At 56.1% G+C, this 17492-nt stretch carries 16 protein-coding genes and 1 tRNA gene; 9 read left to right on the forward strand and 8 right to left on the reverse strand.

From position 1 onward, the window contains the following. The first annotated feature begins 358 nt into the window (after window positions 1-358). Window positions 359-2011 carry an energy-dependent translational throttle protein EttA gene (ettA, locus tag BIND_RS05665; RefSeq protein WP_012384116.1) on the forward strand — a complete coding sequence of 551 codons (1653 nt, stop codon included), beginning with the start codon at window positions 359-361 and terminating at the stop codon, window positions 2009-2011. Window positions 2012-2087: 76 nt separating this feature from the next. On the opposite strand, the gene BIND_RS05670 is transcribed toward ettA, so the two are convergent. From BIND_RS05670 to BIND_RS21885, 3 genes are all read right to left on the reverse strand, one after another. Further along, on the reverse strand, window positions 2088-2936 hold the full coding sequence (locus BIND_RS05670; RefSeq protein ID WP_158304360.1) for a sialate O-acetylesterase: 849 nt from the start codon (window positions 2934-2936) through the stop codon (window positions 2088-2090). 17 nt (window positions 2937-2953) lie between these two features. Beyond that, window positions 2954-3529: a mismatch-specific DNA-glycosylase gene (locus tag BIND_RS05675; protein WP_012384118.1), complete on the reverse strand. Its 576-nt coding sequence runs from the start codon at window positions 3527-3529 to the stop codon at window positions 2954-2956. Window positions 3530-3668: 139 nt separating this feature from the next. Then, the gene (locus BIND_RS21885; protein ID WP_012384119.1) at window positions 3669-4058 is read right to left on the reverse strand and encodes a hypothetical protein; all 390 of its coding nucleotides are present in this window, start codon (window positions 4056-4058) and stop codon (window positions 3669-3671) included. Between the two features lie 437 nt (window positions 4059-4495). Here BIND_RS21885 and BIND_RS05685 point away from each other — a divergent pair, with 437 nt between their 5' ends. The 4 genes from BIND_RS05685 to BIND_RS05700 all read left to right on the forward strand — a co-directional run bounded on the left by BIND_RS05685 (window position 4496) and on the right by BIND_RS05700 (window position 10613). After that, a complete protein-coding gene (locus BIND_RS05685) occupies window positions 4496-5518 on the forward strand; it encodes a metalloregulator ArsR/SmtB family transcription factor (RefSeq protein ID WP_012384120.1) in 1023 nt (340 codons plus the stop codon). A gap of 65 nt (window positions 5519-5583) precedes the next feature. After that, entirely contained in the window at window positions 5584-6444 is an 861-nt protein-coding gene (metF, locus tag BIND_RS05690; protein WP_148210569.1) for a methylenetetrahydrofolate reductase [NAD(P)H], read from the forward strand. After that, window positions 6445-10185 (forward strand): methionine synthase, encoded by a 3741-nt coding sequence (metH, locus tag BIND_RS05695; RefSeq protein ID WP_012384122.1) that lies wholly within the window; start codon window positions 6445-6447, stop codon window positions 10183-10185. Between the two features lie 8 nt (window positions 10186-10193). Beyond that, window positions 10194-10613: a secondary thiamine-phosphate synthase enzyme YjbQ gene (locus tag BIND_RS05700; protein WP_041778504.1), complete on the forward strand. Its 420-nt coding sequence runs from the start codon at window positions 10194-10196 to the stop codon at window positions 10611-10613. Between the two features lie 44 nt (window positions 10614-10657). On the opposite strand, the gene BIND_RS05705 is transcribed toward BIND_RS05700, so the two are convergent. Further along, window positions 10658-12241 (reverse strand): hypothetical protein, encoded by a 1584-nt coding sequence (locus BIND_RS05705; protein WP_012384124.1) that lies wholly within the window; start codon window positions 12239-12241, stop codon window positions 10658-10660. A 242-nt stretch (window positions 12242-12483) separates the two neighbouring features. Here BIND_RS05705 and BIND_RS05710 point away from each other — a divergent pair, with 242 nt between their 5' ends. Continuing rightward, window positions 12484-13275, forward strand: a complete 792-nt coding sequence (locus tag BIND_RS05710) for an SDR family NAD(P)-dependent oxidoreductase (RefSeq protein WP_012384125.1) — start codon at window positions 12484-12486, stop codon at window positions 13273-13275. A 49-nt stretch (window positions 13276-13324) separates the two neighbouring features. On the opposite strand, the gene BIND_RS05715 is transcribed toward BIND_RS05710, so the two are convergent. Continuing rightward, complete coding sequence (locus tag BIND_RS05715; RefSeq protein ID WP_012384126.1) at window positions 13325-13576, reverse strand: hypothetical protein; 252 nt, start codon at window positions 13574-13576, stop codon at window positions 13325-13327. 226 nt (window positions 13577-13802) lie between these two features. Here BIND_RS05715 and BIND_RS05720 point away from each other — a divergent pair. Further along, window positions 13803-13880 (forward strand) — tRNA-Trp (locus BIND_RS05720). 70 nt (window positions 13881-13950) lie between these two features. Here the strand turns inward: BIND_RS05720 and BIND_RS05725 are convergent. Together BIND_RS05725 and BIND_RS20050 are read right to left on the reverse strand one after the other, a co-directional pair. Beyond that, a complete protein-coding gene (locus BIND_RS05725) occupies window positions 13951-14298 on the reverse strand; it encodes a hypothetical protein (protein ID WP_012384127.1) in 348 nt (115 codons plus the stop codon). 86 nt (window positions 14299-14384) lie between these two features. Then, window positions 14385-14963, reverse strand: a complete 579-nt coding sequence (locus tag BIND_RS20050; protein WP_012384128.1) for a hypothetical protein — start codon at window positions 14961-14963, stop codon at window positions 14385-14387. Between the two features lie 165 nt (window positions 14964-15128). On the opposite strand from BIND_RS20050, the gene BIND_RS05735 reads away from it, so the two are divergent. Continuing rightward, a complete protein-coding gene (locus BIND_RS05735) occupies window positions 15129-15869 on the forward strand; it encodes a competence/damage-inducible protein A (RefSeq protein ID WP_012384129.1) in 741 nt (246 codons plus the stop codon). Window positions 15870-15879: 10 nt separating this feature from the next. Next, window positions 15880-16359, forward strand: coding sequence for a xanthine phosphoribosyltransferase (gene gpt / locus BIND_RS05740; RefSeq protein WP_012384130.1), 480 nt, complete (start codon window positions 15880-15882; stop codon window positions 16357-16359). A 701-nt stretch (window positions 16360-17060) separates the two neighbouring features. Here the strand turns inward: gpt and dksA are convergent. After that, window positions 17061-17426, reverse strand: coding sequence for an RNA polymerase-binding protein DksA (gene dksA / locus BIND_RS05745; protein WP_050763915.1), 366 nt, complete (start codon window positions 17424-17426; stop codon window positions 17061-17063). Window positions 17427-17492 lie beyond the last annotated feature (66 nt).

Here is a 17492-nt window from a genome sequence, read left to right on the forward strand (position 1 = left end):
AGGCCGCGGAAACTGTCGTGCGTTTGTTGATCGGACGTAGGATTAAAAAGCCGTCAGAGCCTCTTGAATGATCTTAACCTTTTGAAAAAGCGATAATTCAGGTGAAAAATCAAGAAGCGCCCTTCGCGGCCATTGATTGAGATAACGAGGAGATAGGCTGAAGGATGTAGAAAAACACGAGAGCGGAATAAGTTTATTATAGCGGGGCGAGGCGGCCTCGGTGCGAGTCTGCTGGATACCGAGCTTAGCCTAATGATTGTGATGGCGCCAAGGCGGAGCGGTCTCGAACTGGACCGATGTGCCGGTCATCGCTAAAAGCTAACCCTTAGATATTCCAAAATCATGAGATCGATAGCCCATGGCGCGGCAATTCATTTATCATATGCAGGGTCTGACGAAGACCTATCCGGGTGGCAAGAAGGTTCTCGATAATGTGAACCTGTCTTTCTACCCCGATGCGAAAATTGGTGTTCTTGGCGTCAATGGCGCCGGTAAATCCACGCTTTTGCGGATCATGGCGGGGATCGACAAGGAATTTACCGGCGACGGCTTCGTCGCGGACGGTGCGAAGGTCGGTTATCTGCCTCAGGAGCCGCCGCTCGACGATACGCTCGACGTGCGGGGCAATGTCATGCTGGGCGTGGCGGCGAAAAAGGCGATTCTCGATCGCTATAACGATCTCGCGATGAATTATTCTGATGAGACCGCCGATGAAATGACCCGCCTGCAGGATGAAATCGAGGCGCAGAATTTGTGGGATCTCGATGCCCAGGTCGATCTGGCCATGGATGCGCTCGGCTGTCCGCCCGATGATTGGCCCGTCAACAAGCTGTCGGGCGGTGAGCGCCGCCGCGTCGCTTTGTGCAAGCTCCTGCTCGAACAGCCGGAGATGCTGCTGCTCGACGAACCGACCAACCATCTCGACGCGGAAACGGTCAATTGGCTCGAAGGCCATTTGCGCACTTATCCCGGCGCGATCCTGATCGTCACCCATGATCGTTACTTCCTCGACAATGTAACGGGCTGGATTCTCGAACTCGATCGCGGCCGCGGCATCCCTTACGAGGGGAATTATTCGAGTTGGTTGAAGCAGAAGCAGAAGCGTCTGGCGCAGGAAAGCCGCGAGGACGAGGCGCGCCAGCGTGCCCTGGAAGCGGAAGCGGAATGGATCGCCGCGAGCCCTAAGGCGCGTCAGGCCAAGTCCAAGGCGCGTATCCAGCGCTATGAGGATCTCGTCGCCAAACAATCGGAAAAGGCTCCGACGACAGCGCAGATCATCATTCCGGTGGCCGAGCGCCTCGGCAATAATGTCATCGAATTCTCGCATCTGACGAAGGCATTCGGCGACAAATTATTGATCGATGATCTGTCATTCAAACTGCCGCCGGGCGGCATCGTCGGTGTCATAGGTCCGAACGGCGCCGGTAAGACCACTTTGTTCCGCATGATCACCGGGCAGGAAAAGCCGGATTCCGGCACGATCTCCATCGGTGATTCCGTGCAGCTCGGCTATGTCGATCAATCGCGGGACGCGCTCGATGGCAACAAGAATGTCTGGGAAGAAATTTCCGGCGGCAATGATGTCATTTATCTTGGCAAGCGCGAGATCAATTCCCGCGCCTATACGGGCGCGTTCAACTTCAAGGGAACGGACCAGCAGAAGAAAGTTGGCCAGCTTTCGGGCGGTGAGCGCAATCGCGTGCATCTCGCCAAAATGCTGAAATCCGGCGCCAATGTTCTGCTGCTCGACGAACCGACCAATGATCTCGATGTCGAAACCTTGCGCGCCCTGGAAGAGGCTCTGACCGATTTCGCGGGCTGCGCCGTGATCATCTCGCATGATCGCTTCTTCCTCGATCGTATTGCCACACACATTCTCGCCTATGAGGGCGATAGTCATGTGGAATGGTTTGAAGGCAATTTCGCCGATTACGAGGAAGACAAGAAGCGTCGCCTTGGTGTCGACAGCCTCACGCCGCATCGGATGAAATACAAAAAGTTCTCGCGTTGATAGGGGACGCGAGAACTAGAATTTGAGAAAGAAACGCAGAGTCGCTAGTGGTGTTATCCCCTAGCGACTCTGCGTATTACTGAAGACCCTTGGCCTTCAGACAGGTGCAAGCGACAACGGCATCGAACCAGGCTTGGGTCAGCTCCCGCGTGCCTTGCGCGCCGAAATGTAAACCATCGTAGCGATCGGTGATCTTGTCAGCGTCGGGACCCGGTGCCATTCCGGGTTTCGCGGCGAAACGGCGCTGGACTTCCCGAACGGCCTCGTGTGTTCGCCCGTTCTGGAGCGTCGCCTGCGCGATAAAGATCGGCGCATTCGGGGCCAGGGCGTGGAACCGATCCAGCACGACTTGCAGTCTCGCGGCATAGGTTTCGGCATCCGTATTGGGATCGGATTCGCCTTGCTGCCAGAAGATCGCATCGATCTTGCCTTTTGCGTCGAGCACGAGCTTCGCTTGGCTCAAAGCGTAGGCGTCGAAGCCGTTTTCGCTCCAGTCACGGACCGAGGTGCCTCCCCAGCCGGCGGAAATCAATGTCACGGAACGGCCGAATTTGGCACGGAAGAGGTCGGCGAAGGCCGGCCATTGGCTGCCACGTCCTCCATCTCCGCCAGGAAGGGGATCGGACAGAGCATAGCATCGGCCATTATAGAAAGCGGCTGCGTCCGGATCCTGGGCTTTCGAATAGGAATAGGCGAAATTGGCCCCATTGCTCTGGCCGATGACCAGAATGACACTATTGGAATCGAGCCGGCAGGGTCGCGGGGTTTGAAACGAACCCGCTGGGCGTCGGTTCGTGGGTGAAGGCGGGTGAGCACTATCACTGAACCCACGCGTAGAAGGATAAAGCGCGGTCAGGAGCGCAAACGTCAGGGCCAGGCGGTTCATGCCGCGTCGGGGCGCTGCTGGGCTCTTTGTCTTGCTCACCTGTATCCCTTCTCTGTTCATGGCCCCGATGGCAATTCCAAAAGTGTCCCGGCGAGCCGGTCATACCAGGCGGTTTGATCAGCGGGTGTGAAATGCGCATTGGCAGGGCTGGGATTGGGAACGACATAAAGATGCGTTGGCCCGATCGATAAGGTCTGCATTCCGAGGGCCGGATCAGTCTTCGTTTCCGTCAGGGCGCGATGGACGGGGCGATAGGCCATGGTGCCATGAAAACAGGCGATGCGCGGCCGGTAATACTCGATTTTCTCGACGAGGGCCGTCACGGCCGCCGCAAATTCCGCCGGCGAAACATCGCTGGCGCGTGCCGTTGGACGTTTCACCGTATCGGTAAAACCAAATCCCTGCGCTGGCAGAAGATGATCATGCATTGGCTCAAGAGCTTCGAGGCCGAGGTTTTCGCGCGCGGCGAGGCTGAGGACCGAGCGCGAGAAGGCCGGCCAGAAACGATTGGTTTTACGTGCGAAATAATGCCCTTGCGCAACCGAATAGAGCGACGGGTTGATACCGACGAAAAGTACACTCAGGCCTTTGTCGAGAAGATCAGGAAGGCTCGTCTGCGGGTTCGGCTGCATGGGGAAAAGCACGGACTTATATCAGGGATCATTGATCATGACCGTTGGTCGGCAAAAAGCCAGGCGAATCGTGGCTCAAAATCCGCCTGGATGATTGCAAACCGGGTTGATCCGATTTCCGCTTATTGCGCCTTGCAGCTTATTGCTTTTTACACTTGGATTTGAATTTCTTGCGCGCTTTTCCGTGCAGGCCTTGGGCATTCGCCTTGTCGATGCATTCCTGCGCCTTGGCCTTTTTCGCGGCCGTATCCTTGATGTCTTCGACAGGATTTTTCGGCACTGCCGGTGTCGCCTGTTTCACGGTCTCGGCGGCTTGGCCTTTGAGATTGTCGACCGGATTGGTGACGCCCTGCGGGACGGTCGGGGGTACAGCTTTCACCGTGCCGGCTGCCTGGCTCTTGACGCCGTCCATCGGATTCGGCACCGCCGGAGTGCTCACGGAGTCCTGTGCCGAGGCCGAAAGCGGTGCGGCCAGCATGGTCGTGCAAAACAGGGCGAGGGCCATGCAGCGGGCAAACGTCGTTTTCATTCCTGGGCTCCTTGGATTAAGGACATTGTGGGTTGGGCAGCAGATGATCCTGGAAGCGGATGCCCCTTTTGCGGATGATCTGATGCTTCTTCAAAGCACGAGAGCTCTCCCCGGTCTGATTGAGAGGCAAGCTCCACAGACAAGGCACTGACTGCGTGATGAGGCGATGCGGTCGTCACGACATCAGCGAGGGGCGAGCGAAAGCATTACGGCCTGACAAGGCGAGAAAAAGGCTTCGCTCTTTCATCATCCGATCATGGTTAAAAACCGCTCGGCTGATGTCCTGAATGCCATGCCGCTATCCGATTCGTCTCCCAGACCGCCGGCTGAGATTTTCACAAAAAGGTGCTTGCTCATGGGCGTGTTTTACATATAAATATATCTTTATATTCATTGTTGGCCCGTGAGATATGAATGGGCGCGCGTGGAGACGGCTTTTGCATTCAGCCGAACGCATTTCCTTCGAGGCTATCCTGTCCGGCCTTTCGGCGGCAGGCGAGGCGACGCGCCTGCGTCTTCTCGCTCTTTTGGCCGAAGCCGAACTGACGGTCAGCGAATTGGTCGTCATTTTGGGGCAATCACAGCCGCGCATTTCACGTCATTTGAAACTTTTGCTCGAGGCGGGCCTTGTCGAACGGCACCGGGAAGGAGCCTGGGCGTTTTTCCTCATTGCGCAAACGGGTCCCTTGGCGGCTTTAGCCCGGGATCTCGTCGCGCGTGTCGCGCCAAATGATCCGATTCTCTCCGCCGATCGTTCTCGCCTTGCGGAAGTGCGGCGACAGCGGGCGGAACAAGCGGCCCGTTATTTCGAGGCGCAAGCCATCAATTGGGACGAATTGCGCGCCATGCATGTGCCTGAGGAAAGGGTCGAAGCGGCGATCCGTGAAACGGTCGGCACGGAAAAGATCGAGGCTCTCCTTGATCTTGGTACCGGCACAGGCCGTATGCTGGAACTGCTGGCGCCGCTCGCCTCACGCGCCGTCGGTGTCGATCAATCGCCGCAAATGTTAGGCCTAGCCCGCGTGCGTCTCGAGCGGGCGGGTCTGCGCAATACGCAATTGCGTCAGGGCGATCTCTATGCGCTTCCGGTCGAGCCGGCATTCTATGACCACGTCATCATGCATCAGGTTCTGCACTATCTCGATGATCCCTTACGCGCCTTGCGCGAGGCTGGCCGCGCCTTGCGCGCGGATGGTCGTCTGCTCATCATCGATTTTGCACCGCATGAAGAGGAATCGCTGCGCACGATCCATGCGCATCGGCGGTTGGGATTCACTGGTGAGGAAATGGCTGGTTTCATGGAACAAGCCGGCCTCGAATGCGTCGCGCGGCGGGATCTCGCGCCGACACCTGACGAGGGTGGCAAGCTGACCGTCTCGCTCTGGCTCGGCCACCATCGATCCGCCCGCCCCAATGACCGGCAGGGTTCCAAAACCTCGCCCGCACGAGAAATAGCATGAGCGATACTATGACGCTTCAATCAATCGATTCATCGCCTCGCGCCAGTCGCGGAACTTGTGAAGGCATGAGCGTCTCCTTCGAATTTTTTCCGCCCAAAACCGAGGCGATGGAAGCGACCCTGTGGGAATCGATCAATCGCCTGGCGCCTTTGCAGCCGAGCTTTGTCTCGGTGACCTATGGCGCTGGTGGCTCGACGCGCGAGCGGACCCATGCGACCGTTGCTCGCATCGTGAAGGAAACGCCGATAAAGCCGGCGGCGCATCTGACCTGTGTGGCGGCAAGTTGCGCGGAAGTCGATGCGGTCGCCAAGGCCTATTGGGAGGCAGGTGTCCGTCATATCGTGGCTTTGCGTGGTGATCCCCTGGAAGGTATTGGGACGGCCTTTCATCCACATCCGCAAGGCTATGCGCATTCGACGGATCTCGTGGCAGGCCTGCGCAAGATCGCCGATTTCGAAATTTCGGTCTCCGCCTATCCCGAGAAACATCCCGAAAGCGCGTCGATCGAATCCGATCTCGACGTTCTGCAGGCCAAGATCGATGCCGGCGCGACCCGCGCCATCACCCAATTCTTTTTCGAGAATGACACCTACCTGCGCTATCTCGACAAGGTGCGGGCGCGCGGGATCACCATTCCGATCCTGCCGGGCATTGTGCCGGTACAGAATTTCAAACAGACCGCGAATTTCGCCAAAAAGGCCGGCGCGAGTATTCCGCCTTGGCTCGCTGAACGGTTCGAGGGGCTTGACGATGATCCCCAGACGCGCCGATTGATTGCTGCTACGGTCGCCGCCGAACAAGTGCTCGATCTCGTCGATCGCGGTGTGCGGGATTTCCATTTTTATACGATGAATCGCGCCGATCTCGTTTATGCGATCTGCCACCTTCTGGGGCTGCGGCCGAAACTCGAGAAAGAAGCTGCCTGAATGAGCCAGTCCCCTTTGAATGGTCCCGCGACGACCAAAGCGCTTCTGGAAGCGGCCGCCGAGCGCGTTCTTGTGCTTGATGGTGCCATGGGCACGATGATCCAGCAGCGCAAATTTACCGAGGCCGATTTTCGTGGCGAGCGTTTCAAGGACTGGCCTTCCGATCTGCGCGGCAATAACGATCTTCTGACTCTGACCCAACCGGACGCCATCGTCGCCATTCATCGCGCTTATTTCGAGGCAGGCGCCGATATTATCGGAACGAATACATTCAACTCGACCCGTATCTCCCAGGCCGATTACGGCATGGAGGAACTGGTTGCCGAATTGAACCGTGAATCGGCGCGGCTCGCGCGTCAGGCCGCCGATGAGGCTGAGGCAAAAGATGGTCGCCGCCGTTTCGTCGCCGGCGCTTTAGGACCGACCAACCGGACCGCCTCGATCTCGCCTGACGTCAATAATCCAGGCTTTCGCGCGGTGACATTCGATGATCTGCGCGCAGCCTATGCCGAGGCCGCAAGTGCATTGATCGAGGGCGGCGCGGATATCTTGATTGTCGAGACGATTTTCGACACGTTGAATGCCAAGGCAGCGCTTGCCGCGATCGACGATGTATATGAATCCTTGAACGTGCGTCTGCCGGTGATGATCTCCGGCACGATCACCGATCTTTCCGGCCGTACTCTGTCCGGCCAGACACCGACTGCGTTCTGGTATTCGCTGCGCCATGTGAAGCCCATAACGATCGGCCTCAATTGCGCGCTGGGAGCGCGCGAGATGCGCGCCCATATTGCCGAATTGTCGCGCGTCGCGGATACATTGATCTGCGCTTATCCTAATGCAGGCCTGCCCAATGAATTCGGCCTCTATGATGAGAGCCCTGAATATATGGCCTCGCTCGTCGGTGAATTTGCCGAGGCCGGTCTTGTCAATATTGTCGGGGGCTGCTGCGGCACGACACCGGCGCATATTCACGCTATTGCCAAGCGCGTCGCGGGCATAGCGCCCCGTAAGATCCCAGCCATTGAACCTTTATTGCGGCTCTCGGGGCTTGAGCCTTTCACGCTCACCAAGGACATTCGCTTCGTCAATGTCGGTGAACGGACCAATGTGACCGGCTCGGCGAAATTCCGTAAACTCATCAAGGAAGGCCAGTTTTCCGCCGCGCTTGATGTCGCGCGCGATCAGGTCGTCATGGGTGCCCAGGTCATCGACGTGAATATGGACGAAGGCCTACTCGATTCCGAAGCTGTCATGCGAGATTTCCTCAATCTCGTCGCTGCCGAACCCGACATAGCCCGTGTGCCGGTGATGATCGATTCCTCGAAATTCGTGGTTATCGAGGCTGGTCTCAAATGTATTCAGGGCAAAGGCATCGTCAATTCGATTTCCCTGAAGGAAGGTGAAGAGAATTTCATTCAAGCGGCCAAAGCCGTTCATCGTTATGGCGCGGCGGTCGTTGTCATGGCCTTCGATGAACAAGGCCAGGCAGATACACGCGCGCGGAAAGTCGAGATCTGTTCGCGTGCCTATGATATCCTCGTGAATCGGTGCGGCTTTCCGCCCGAGGATATTATCTTCGATCCGAACATTTTCGCGGTTGCGACCGGTATCGAGGAACACAATAATTACGGCGTCGATTTCATCGAGGCCACGCGGGAAATCCGCCAGAAATTTCCGCTGGTGCATATTTCCGGCGGTGTTTCCAATCTCTCCTTCTCGTTTCGCGGCAATGAGCCGGTGCGTCAGGCGATGCATTCGGTCTTTCTCTATCACGCCATCGCGGCCGGCATGGATATGGGTATCGTCAATGCCGGACAGCTCTCGGTCTATGAAGAGCTTGATCCGGAGTTGCGCGAGGCCTGCGAGGATGTCGTTCTAAACCGGCGGCCAGAGGCAACCGAACGACTTCTGGCTTTGGCCGAGAATTACAAGGGCCAAGGGACGGAGAAACAGGAAAAGAGCTTGGCCTGGCGCGAGGAGCCAGTCGAAAAACGGCTCGAACATGCGCTCGTCAATGGCATTACCGAATTTATCGACCAGGATGTCGAGGAAGCGCGTCTTGCCAGCACGCGGACACTCGATGTCATCGAAGGGCCTTTGATGGCCGGCATGAATGTCGTCGGCGATCTCTTTGGCTCCGGCAAAATGTTCCTGCCACAAGTCGTCAAATCGGCGCGTGTCATGAAGGCGGCGGTCGCCTATCTCATGCCGTTCATGGAAGCGGAAAAAGCCGCCAATGGTGGCGCCGTGCGGTCGAGCGCCGGCAAGATTTTGATGGCGACGGTCAAGGGCGATGTGCATGACATCGGCAAGAATATCGTTGGCGTGGTGCTCGCTTGTAATAATTACGAGATCATTGATCTTGGCGTCATGGTGCCGGCGGCGAAAATTCTTGAAACCGCGCGGGCGGAACAGGTTGATTGCATCGGCCTCTCCGGCCTGATCACGCCTTCGCTCGATGAAATGTGTTTCGTGGCCGCTGAGCTTGAGCGTGAAGGCTTCGATGTGCCCTTGCTGATCGGCGGCGCGACGACCAGCCGGGTGCATACGGCGGTCAAGATCCATCCCAATTATACACGCGGCCAAACCGTCTATGTGACGGATGCGAGCCGCGCTGTGGGCACTGTGCAGTCCTTGCTGTCGGAGACCTCGCGCGGCGCCTATATTGAAACGATCCGTGCCGAATATCAGAAGGTCTCCGATGCCCATCGGAGGGCCGAGGCCGAAAAGCAGCGCCTGCCTTTGCAACGCGCGCGGCAGAATGCCTTCCGGCCTGATTGGGCGGCCTATCAGCCGCCGCGCCCGACCTTTACCGGCGCGCGTATTTTCGGCAGCTATGATGTCGGCGAACTCGTCCCCTATATTGATTGGACGCCTTTCTTCCAGACCTGGGAATTGCGCGGCCGTTATCCGGCTCTGCTCGATGACCCAAAACAGGGTGCCAGCGCGCGGCAGCTTTTCGACGATGCTCAGGCCATGCTCAAGCGCATTGTCGAGGAACATTGGTTCGACCCCAAGGCCGTCATCGGTTTCTGGCCAGCCAATGCAGTGGATGATGACATCAAGCTCTATACGGGTGAATCGCGCTCGGAAGAGCTCGCGACTTTCTTCACCTTGCGCCAGCAATTGTCGAAACAGGGGGACAAGCCAAATCTCGCTTTGGCCGATTTCGTCGCACCGCGTGATAGCGGCAAGGCGGATTATATCGGTGGCTTTGTGGTGACGGCCGGCGCGCGCGAGGAGAAGATCGCCGAGCGTTTCGCCAAGGCCAATGACGATTATGGTTCGATCATGGTGAAGGCGCTCGCCGATCGGATTGCCGAAGCCTTTGCCGAGCGTATGCATGAACGTGTGCGCCGCGAATTCTGGGCCTATGCGCCGGATGAAAATCTGACCAATGAAGAACGAATTTCGGAATCTTACCGTGGCATTCGGCCGGCGCCCGGTTATCCGGCTCAGCCCGATCATTCGGAAAAGGCGACTTTGTTCCGTCTGCTCGAAGCCGAACGGCGGATCAGCGTCAGCCTGACGGAAAGCTTCGCCATGTGGCCCGGCTCTTCGGTTTCTGGTCTCTATATCGCTCAGCCCGAAGCCTATTATTTCGGTGTGGCCAAGGTCGAGCGTGATCAGGTCGAGGATTATGCGCGGCGCAAAGGCATGAGCATTGCGGAGGTCGAACGCTGGCTGACACCGATCCTCAATTACAATCCAGCGGCCGTGGCTGAGGCGGCGGAGTAGGGTCCATGCTGCGTCAGGCGACACAGAGGCTCGATATCGCGACCCAGGGCAGAGGGCTCATCGCCTTCACGGATTCCGTGCGGAACTGGCTGCATGGAGAGCATTTTACAACTGGGCTTTTGACTGTGTTCTGCCGGCATACATCGGCTTCTCTTTTGATTCAGGAAAATGCGGATCCCGATGTCTGTCGGGATCTGATCCGTTTCTTCGACGTGATCGCGCCAGAAGATGAGACGCGCTACATTCATCGAGCTGAAGGACCCGATGACATGCCGGCTCATATTCGTTCAGCGCTGACCGCTACGCAGCTTTCCATTCCAATCGTCGAAGGCAGGCTGGTGCTTGGCACGTGGCAGGGGCTTTATCTCTTTGAGCACCGCCGTGCGCCCCATCGCCGCGAGATCGTGCTGCATGTGATCGGTGAATAACGAGCGGCAAGCTGATCGCAAGCTCTTCCAAGATGCCAATAATTCTATTGCTTTCCGATTTCGAAAATTCGTGTTTCGGCTGGACCAACGTGAAACTCGTGAATGGGTGCCTGACAAAATTGACCTGTCATATGCGGGCTTTTAGGTCCAGCCTGCCCAGGTTCATGGGCGGTATAACAGTCGCCTTCAAAGGCACCGCCTGTAGCAACGTAATAGCGCACGTTTAATTCTTTTAGGACATCGTTGAGATTACGTTCCGCCCTTATATTCTGGAGCATTTGTTTATCGCCCACTAGCCCTTCGAGCTGAACGATTGGATCATCAAGGAGATATCCAGCGGTTCCCGCTCTGTCCCCCATGGCAAATGTGCCGTGGTGGGTTGCAGAGAATTCTTTGAGTTCCTTGGCCGCCTCATAGATCTGAAAGGCGATTGGATTAATCGGGATAATGCTTTGCAGAGTAACGATCGCAACCGCGATACTACCGATGAGAACGAGTCGATTGATGAGAATGCTATTGAGGCGTTCAAGCAAAAGCTGCAACAGCGCGGGAAGAACGACGATACCGACCATCACGATCGGATAAAAATACCAAGCCCATAAAGCCCAATCACTGCGAAACGCGAGTAGTGGGTAAAAGACTAAAGGGTGGAGTAAAACCGCCGTTACGACAAGACGGTCTCCGGAGGGGCAACGGACCCGGCCACTCAAGGATAAGACAACATATAACAAAGCCGATAAGGCTATCGGCCATATGAAGATGATATTGTATCCGCTAAAGCCAAACAGGCCTAGAAGTGTGGATGAAGATGGAAAAAATCCAGTTTTTAATTGCTTCGCAGCGCCGGATATTGGCAAGGCGCTGCTGAAATAGAAGTGGTTAAACGCGAGATAGAAGAAAATGGGAATGCAGCCGATACCCGCATAGATCGTATTCATGGCTAAGCGGGCTCGGGATTTGATAGGATATACAATCCCGGCGCAAATATATAAAAAAGGCATCAGTATCGCGTCGATACGGGAAAGGAATGCAAAGGATATTAACAGGCCTGTGACGATTGCCTGTTTCCTTGTTTGAACCTCAAGCGGTGTCTGCAACAAACGCAAAGCCAGAAGCGCAAGCGCAAGTATCCCGAGAGATACTTCCATGCCCGTGCGTGACAAAGTAAACATCAAGGTCGCTGAATATATTGAGCTGGCGACAGCGGCGACAAGGTGATTGGTTAATTTGAGTGCGATTGTGAGAAAAATAAAGAAACTGAGAGTATTGATAATCGAAATCATGATTACAATAGATATAAACAAGGCAGTTGTATTGCCAAAAAGATAATATTGCAGCGTAATGAGCGCGAGCCACAATGGATGATATCCATTTGTGTCGTGAAGCATATCAAACGACGATCGATGATGATCGGCGATATTCATCGCGATTTTGAGGTAATAGAAAAAATCGTCTGTGAAATAGGAAAGAAACTGGTCTTCAGGAGTGTGAAACCTGAGCAACATTACAAAACTGAAAAAAGCCGGAAAGAGGATGCATAGAAGTGCAATGAACGGCTTCGCCTTCAGGGTATGGAAACTAAAACCAGTAAAAGCTTCGGATACACGAGTCTCTTTGTTCCAATTCACGAGTCTCTCCAAGTTTTTGAACTCGCGTTTATCCCTGCTTCGCTTAAAGCTGCTGAAGCTCAAACGGTCGATAGTATGCTCTTATCTTTTTGACGCTTACTGATCAAACCTTCAATCAAGAGGGCTGAAGGCTCGCGCTTTCTTGAAGACCCCCGTCATATCTCCCCGTCAAAATGCTTTATCTTGACGCTCCCAAAAGAGATGCGGCTTCCATCCGCGCGATGGCAGTTTAAGGAGGTTCCATGAAAATCGATCTTTCCGGCAAAACGGCGCTCGTCACCGGCTCCACGGCGGGCATCGGATGGGCGGCGGCCAAGGGGCTTGCGGAAAGCGGGGCGACGGTGATTGTCAACGGGCGCAAGGAAGCGACTGTGGCCGAGGCTGTCTCGACTTTGCGCAAGCAAGTTCCCGATGCGCAGATCCAGCATTTTACCGGCGATCTTGGCACGGCGCAGGGCTGTGCGGCTTTGGTCGCAGCCATTCCCGCCTGCGATATTCTCATCAATAATCTTGGTATTTATGGCCCGAAGGATTTCTTCGAGACGCCTGACGAGGACTGGGCGCATTTCTTCGAGGTCAATGTCATGTCCGGCGTCAGGCTCTCGCGCGCCTATTTGCCGGGAATGGTTTCGCAGGGCTGGGGACGGGTCGTTTTTGTGTCCTCGGAATCGGCAATCAATATTCCCACCGAGATGATTCACTACGGCTTTTCCAAAACCGCTCAGCTTTCCATCGCGCGCGGTCTTGCCCAAAGGGTGGCGGGCAGTGGTGTTACCGTTAATTCCGTGCTGCCGGGGCCGACGCTTTCCGAAGGGCTTGCTGAAATGTTGCAGGATGAAGTGAAGACATCCGGCAAGTCTGTGGAGGCCGTGGCAGCCGATTTCGTCATGGCCCATCGGCCGTCCTCGATTATCCGGCGGGCGGCCACGGTCGAGGAAGTCGCCAATATGATCGTCTATATTTCATCGAAACAGGCTTCAGCAACCACAGGCGCCGCCTTGCGCGTCGATGGTGGTGTGATCAGCGCAATCTGAGTCTTAAAAAGCGGATCGCCCTTGGCTGATCCGCTTTTACGAAAATAATTCAAGGCTGTTTGAAGATCGGCAGGCCGAAGTAATTTTCATCGGCTCCGCCCCAGGCCTTGTTCAGGGCCGCACCCTCAAACCATTGCGCCGATTCCGTATCATTGGCGGGGCGATGGGTCACCTTGCCTTCTTCATTGTCCGCAAGAAGATATTTCTTTGCATTACGGATGAAACGGTCGAGATCCTTCTTATCGGTTGGGCGGACCACGCAGCGCGGCACCTCGTCGACCATGATGATGGTTGGCAGCATTTTCGTCTCCCCTGCGGAAGCCGCAGCCAAGCGGCGGGCTCCAATAGGCAATCGGTCTTCGCGGGTTATGCCGGACCGGGCAGCGGCGAAGAGGCTCGAAGATCAAACCCATGCAAGGCGGTTGTGCTTCCATGGGCCACGATCGACGCGATGCAATGATCATGCACAGCTTTGTCGCCTCTTCCCTTGCCTTGATCGGGCGATCCCGCTAAAACGAAACGGCCTTAGGAGTGTAGCTCAATTTGGTTAGAGCACCGGTCTCCAAAACCGGGGGTTGGGGGTTCGAGTCCCTCCTCTCCTGCCAGGGCTGATTTTCTTTAAAGCTGGCTTCTTCCGCGCCCTGATCCAAGGGCTTGCTGGCTCTCTCTGAACGCTTAAATCGTCTGCGTTCCCCGCCCAGCCCGCGCGGCTTCCAATTCCTCGACCCAGGTGGCGACTGTATCGATCAGCCGAATCGCACCCGGCATGCGGCCATAGGCATCCGCCTGCGCTTCATTCGTCGGCTCGAGGGTCCGCCACCATTCGATCAACTGCCGAATCAAGGACTTGGGCGTGATCTTTTCCGGCTGGACGCCTGGAAAACCATTGAGTCCAAAAGCCTGTTCAACGTCGCTGAGGCAGGAAAGAATATAGGCTTTGTCTGTCTCGCTGAAGGGCAGGGGGCCATCGGGCGCACGCTGGACCATGCGGATTTCGCTAAGTTCGGGAATATAGTCTTTCATCGCTCTGTCGTCGTCTCTCCACTCATGCCGAGCATCAGATCCAAGAAGGGGTGATGTTTCTTGGACCTGATATTCAACTTAAGGTTCTAGCGGCCTTCATCACGCCGCCGTGCGGCCTGCCATTCTTCGAGGCGGTCCGCACCGGTGATGAGATCGGCGGCCTTTTTGCGCATCCGGCGAATCAATTCGGAAAAAATCGGATCATGGGCGGTGAGGCTTTCGGCATTGGCCTGCCGCCATTCCGTCACGCGTCCGGCCCCGAGACCGGTCTCCTCAGCCAGCTTTTGAGGCCAATCGCTGCCGTAAAGCCGTTCTGCCGCCTCGGTGAGATGAGCAAAGGGTGGCTGCTCGCCGGCAAAGTGGCGCGCCTCGGCCTCAGCCAGTTCCTGAGTCGCGTCGGCGAGACGGGTGATTTCCGGCAAAACGGCCCGCATTGCCTCGGCGCCGCTGAAAGGCACCAGCCAGCAGCGCTTGTCCGGCCGCCATTTGGCTTTCGGCACCCAGCGCAACAGTCGGTTCAAAGCCTCGCTATAGCCCGTGGCGATGATGATTCCGTCTGGGCCAATCGAGATCCAGGGAGAGGGTGGAAAGGGATTGGCCATCAGAGCCGCGTGGGCCTTGGCCTCGCTGTCTCGAATCGCCTCGGGATCTTTTGATGTCGGCATGGGGATCGGGCTTTGTTCTTTTTCACGCGAATACTATGGGGCGTCGGTGAAACGCCGTCAAAGTTTCTTGATGGCAAGCAAGGCTCTGGCCGCAAGCTCGTTCTTCCGCGCATCCTTTGGTGAAAATGAGGGGATTCATGCTAAGAGAAAGGCTGGAGACGCATCATGACGCAGAAACAATCCGTAACCGCCGCCTTGCTCGTCATCGGCGATGAAATCCTCTCGGGCCGGACCAAGGATCAGAATATCGGCTTCACTGCTGAATTTCTGACCAAGATCGGAATCGATCTTGCCGAGGTGCGCGTCGTTCCCGATATCCAGAAGGAGATCGTCGCCGCGCTCAACGCCTTGCGCGTGCGTTATGATTATGTCTTCACGACTGGCGGTATCGGCCCCACGCATGACGACATCACGGCGGATGCCGTGGCGGCCGCGCTGGGTCTCGAACTGATCGAGGATCCGCGCGCGATTGCGCTTCTTCTCGAAATCATCAAGCCGGAAAATCTCAATGAGGCGCGCCGGCGGATGGCGCGGATTCCGCGTGGCGCGGACCTGATTGAAAATCCGATCTCCAAGGCGCCGGGGTTCTGGATTCAGAATGTCATCGTCATGGCCGGTGTGCCCTCAATCATGCAAGCCATGCTGAATGCGGTGGCTCCGAAATTATCGACCGGGGCGCCGATGATCGCGGAAACGATTGTGGCGGGGAATGTGCCGGAAGGGACTTATGCCGCCGATCTCGCAAGGCTCGCCAGCGATCATAGCCAACTTTCAATTGGCTCCTATCCTCATGTGGTTGATGGTAAATTTCATAATCAGATCGTTGTGCGCGGCAAGGATGCGGAGCTGGTCGGCCAGGTTGTCGAAAAGGTCCGCGCGATGATTACACGCCTTTCCGCAGGCTGACGCCCACACCATGAGTCAGAAAAATTATCAAGTGTCCTGGGATCAGTTCCATCGCGACGCCAGGACGCTCGCCCGGCGTTTGATGGATCTTGGACCTTTCCGTGGCATGGCCGCCGTGACGCGCGGCGGTCTTGTGCCGGCGGCGATCGTCGCGCGTGAACTTAATCTGCGCCTGATTGATACATTTTGCGTGGCGAGCTATGGCGCCGATAATGATCTCGCGCAGACCAAGATCCTGAAAAGGATCACGGCTGAACTTGCAGGAGAAGAGGGCCAAGGGCTTCTCGTCATCGACGATCTTGTCGATACCGGCACCACGGCGCGGCTCATCAGAGAACAATTGCCGAAGGCGCATATAGCGACACTCTATGCCAAACCGATGGGTCTGCCGCTCGTCGACACGTTTGTCATGGAAGTCGCACAGGAAACCTGGATCGATTTTCCGTGGGATCTCGGATTGGATTTTCAGGCGCCCCTGGTGCCGCGGTAATTTTGACACATGCTTCGCCAAGGCTTGATCATGTAGAGAGTAATGGCATTTCCCCTGGCGGCATTTTGTTCTAAGCAGAGTGCAGTTATTCCGGCTTTGGCGAGTCACAGGCTTGCTGGCCGATCTTATACCAACGGTCATGATCAATGGCCGTTGGACCACTCTTGAATTTTCGCTCTCGCTTTGAAAAAGCGAAAATTCAAGAAAGGAACCAAAGGCCGTTCTTCATGGCCTTTGGTACTATGCGGACGTGGCGAAACCGGTAGACGCAGCAGACTTCATTGGAGTGCCCGTGGGGAAATCCACGGAGTAGAACCGCCCAAATTCGGGGAAAGCTAACGGCGCAAGCCCAGGCCAATCCCGAGCCAAGCCTCTTTGAGACCCAAAGGTCGCTCCGCGCGAATCTTGGTATAAGGGGAAGGTGTAGAGACTAGACGGGGGGCGCCTAAGGTCGAAAGACTACGGCGAAGGGATAGTCCAGACCACGAACGTCAGGCTTTTGCCTGAGTGGCGGCGAAAGCCGAAGTGGTACGAAAATCTGCTTCTTGAATAAGAGTGCGGGTTCGAGTCCCGCCGTCCGCACCAAAGATTGTGCGAAGAAATCCTGCAATGAAGGTTCGGGATTAAATTCTGAAATTATTGAGATAAAAAACTTAGGGCGACGGATGGGCAGGGCCTATCCGGCGCTAAAAAATTGTGGTTCAATTATCTTTATAAACGCGTTCCCGCTTTTCGTGGCGTTCCTGAGCCTCGACTGAAAGGGTGGCGATTGGCCGTGCATCCAGTCTCTTCAAGGCAATGGGCTCGCCTGTTTCTTCGCAATAGCCATAAGTTCCGTCCTCGATTCGAGTCAGGGCGGAATCGATCTTGGAAATGAGTTTGCGTTGACGATCACGAGCCCGCAATTCTATGGCCCGATCCGTTTCGGATGAGGCCCGGTCGGCGAGATCGGGATGGTTTTCGTTTTCATTTTGGAGGACAACCAGCGTATCGCGGCTTTCTTTGAGAATATCCTCCTTCCATAGGAGGAGTTTTCGCCGGAAATATTCTCGCTGGCGGTCATTCATAAACGGTTCGTCATCCGACGGCGTGTAACCGTCGATCAGGTCGGCAGGCACGGAACGAGTCTCCCT

Source organism: Beijerinckia indica subsp. indica ATCC 9039, from assembly GCF_000019845.1.
Taxonomy (GTDB): Bacteria; Pseudomonadota; Alphaproteobacteria; order Rhizobiales; family Beijerinckiaceae; genus Beijerinckia; species Beijerinckia indica.

Excerpts from the sequence above, each read along its gene's own strand:
- ettA (WP_012384116.1), top strand. The coding sequence starts at position 359 with ATGGCGCGGCAATTCATTTATCATATGCAGGGTCTGACGAAGACCTAT.
- BIND_RS05675 (WP_012384118.1), bottom strand. The coding sequence starts at position 3,529 with ATGCAGCCGAACCCGCAGACGAGCCTTCCTGATCTTCTCGACAAAGGC.
- BIND_RS21885 (WP_012384119.1), bottom strand. The coding sequence starts at position 4,058 with ATGAAAACGACGTTTGCCCGCTGCATGGCCCTCGCCCTGTTTTGCACG.
- metF (WP_148210569.1), top strand. The coding sequence starts at position 5,584 with ATGAGCGTCTCCTTCGAATTTTTTCCGCCCAAAACCGAGGCGATGGAA.
- metH (WP_012384122.1), top strand. The coding sequence starts at position 6,445 with ATGAGCCAGTCCCCTTTGAATGGTCCCGCGACGACCAAAGCGCTTCTG.
- BIND_RS05710 (WP_012384125.1), top strand. The coding sequence starts at position 12,484 with ATGAAAATCGATCTTTCCGGCAAAACGGCGCTCGTCACCGGCTCCACG.
- BIND_RS05715 (WP_012384126.1), bottom strand. The coding sequence starts at position 13,576 with ATGCTGCCAACCATCATCATGGTCGACGAGGTGCCGCGCTGCGTGGTC.
- BIND_RS05725 (WP_012384127.1), bottom strand. The coding sequence starts at position 14,298 with ATGAAAGACTATATTCCCGAACTTAGCGAAATCCGCATGGTCCAGCGT.
- BIND_RS20050 (WP_012384128.1), bottom strand. The coding sequence starts at position 14,963 with ATGCCGACATCAAAAGATCCCGAGGCGATTCGAGACAGCGAGGCCAAG.
- BIND_RS05735 (WP_012384129.1), top strand. The coding sequence starts at position 15,129 with ATGACGCAGAAACAATCCGTAACCGCCGCCTTGCTCGTCATCGGCGAT.
- gpt (WP_012384130.1), top strand. The coding sequence starts at position 15,880 with ATGAGTCAGAAAAATTATCAAGTGTCCTGGGATCAGTTCCATCGCGAC.
- dksA (WP_050763915.1), bottom strand. The coding sequence starts at position 17,426 with ATGAATGACCGCCAGCGAGAATATTTCCGGCGAAAACTCCTCCTATGG.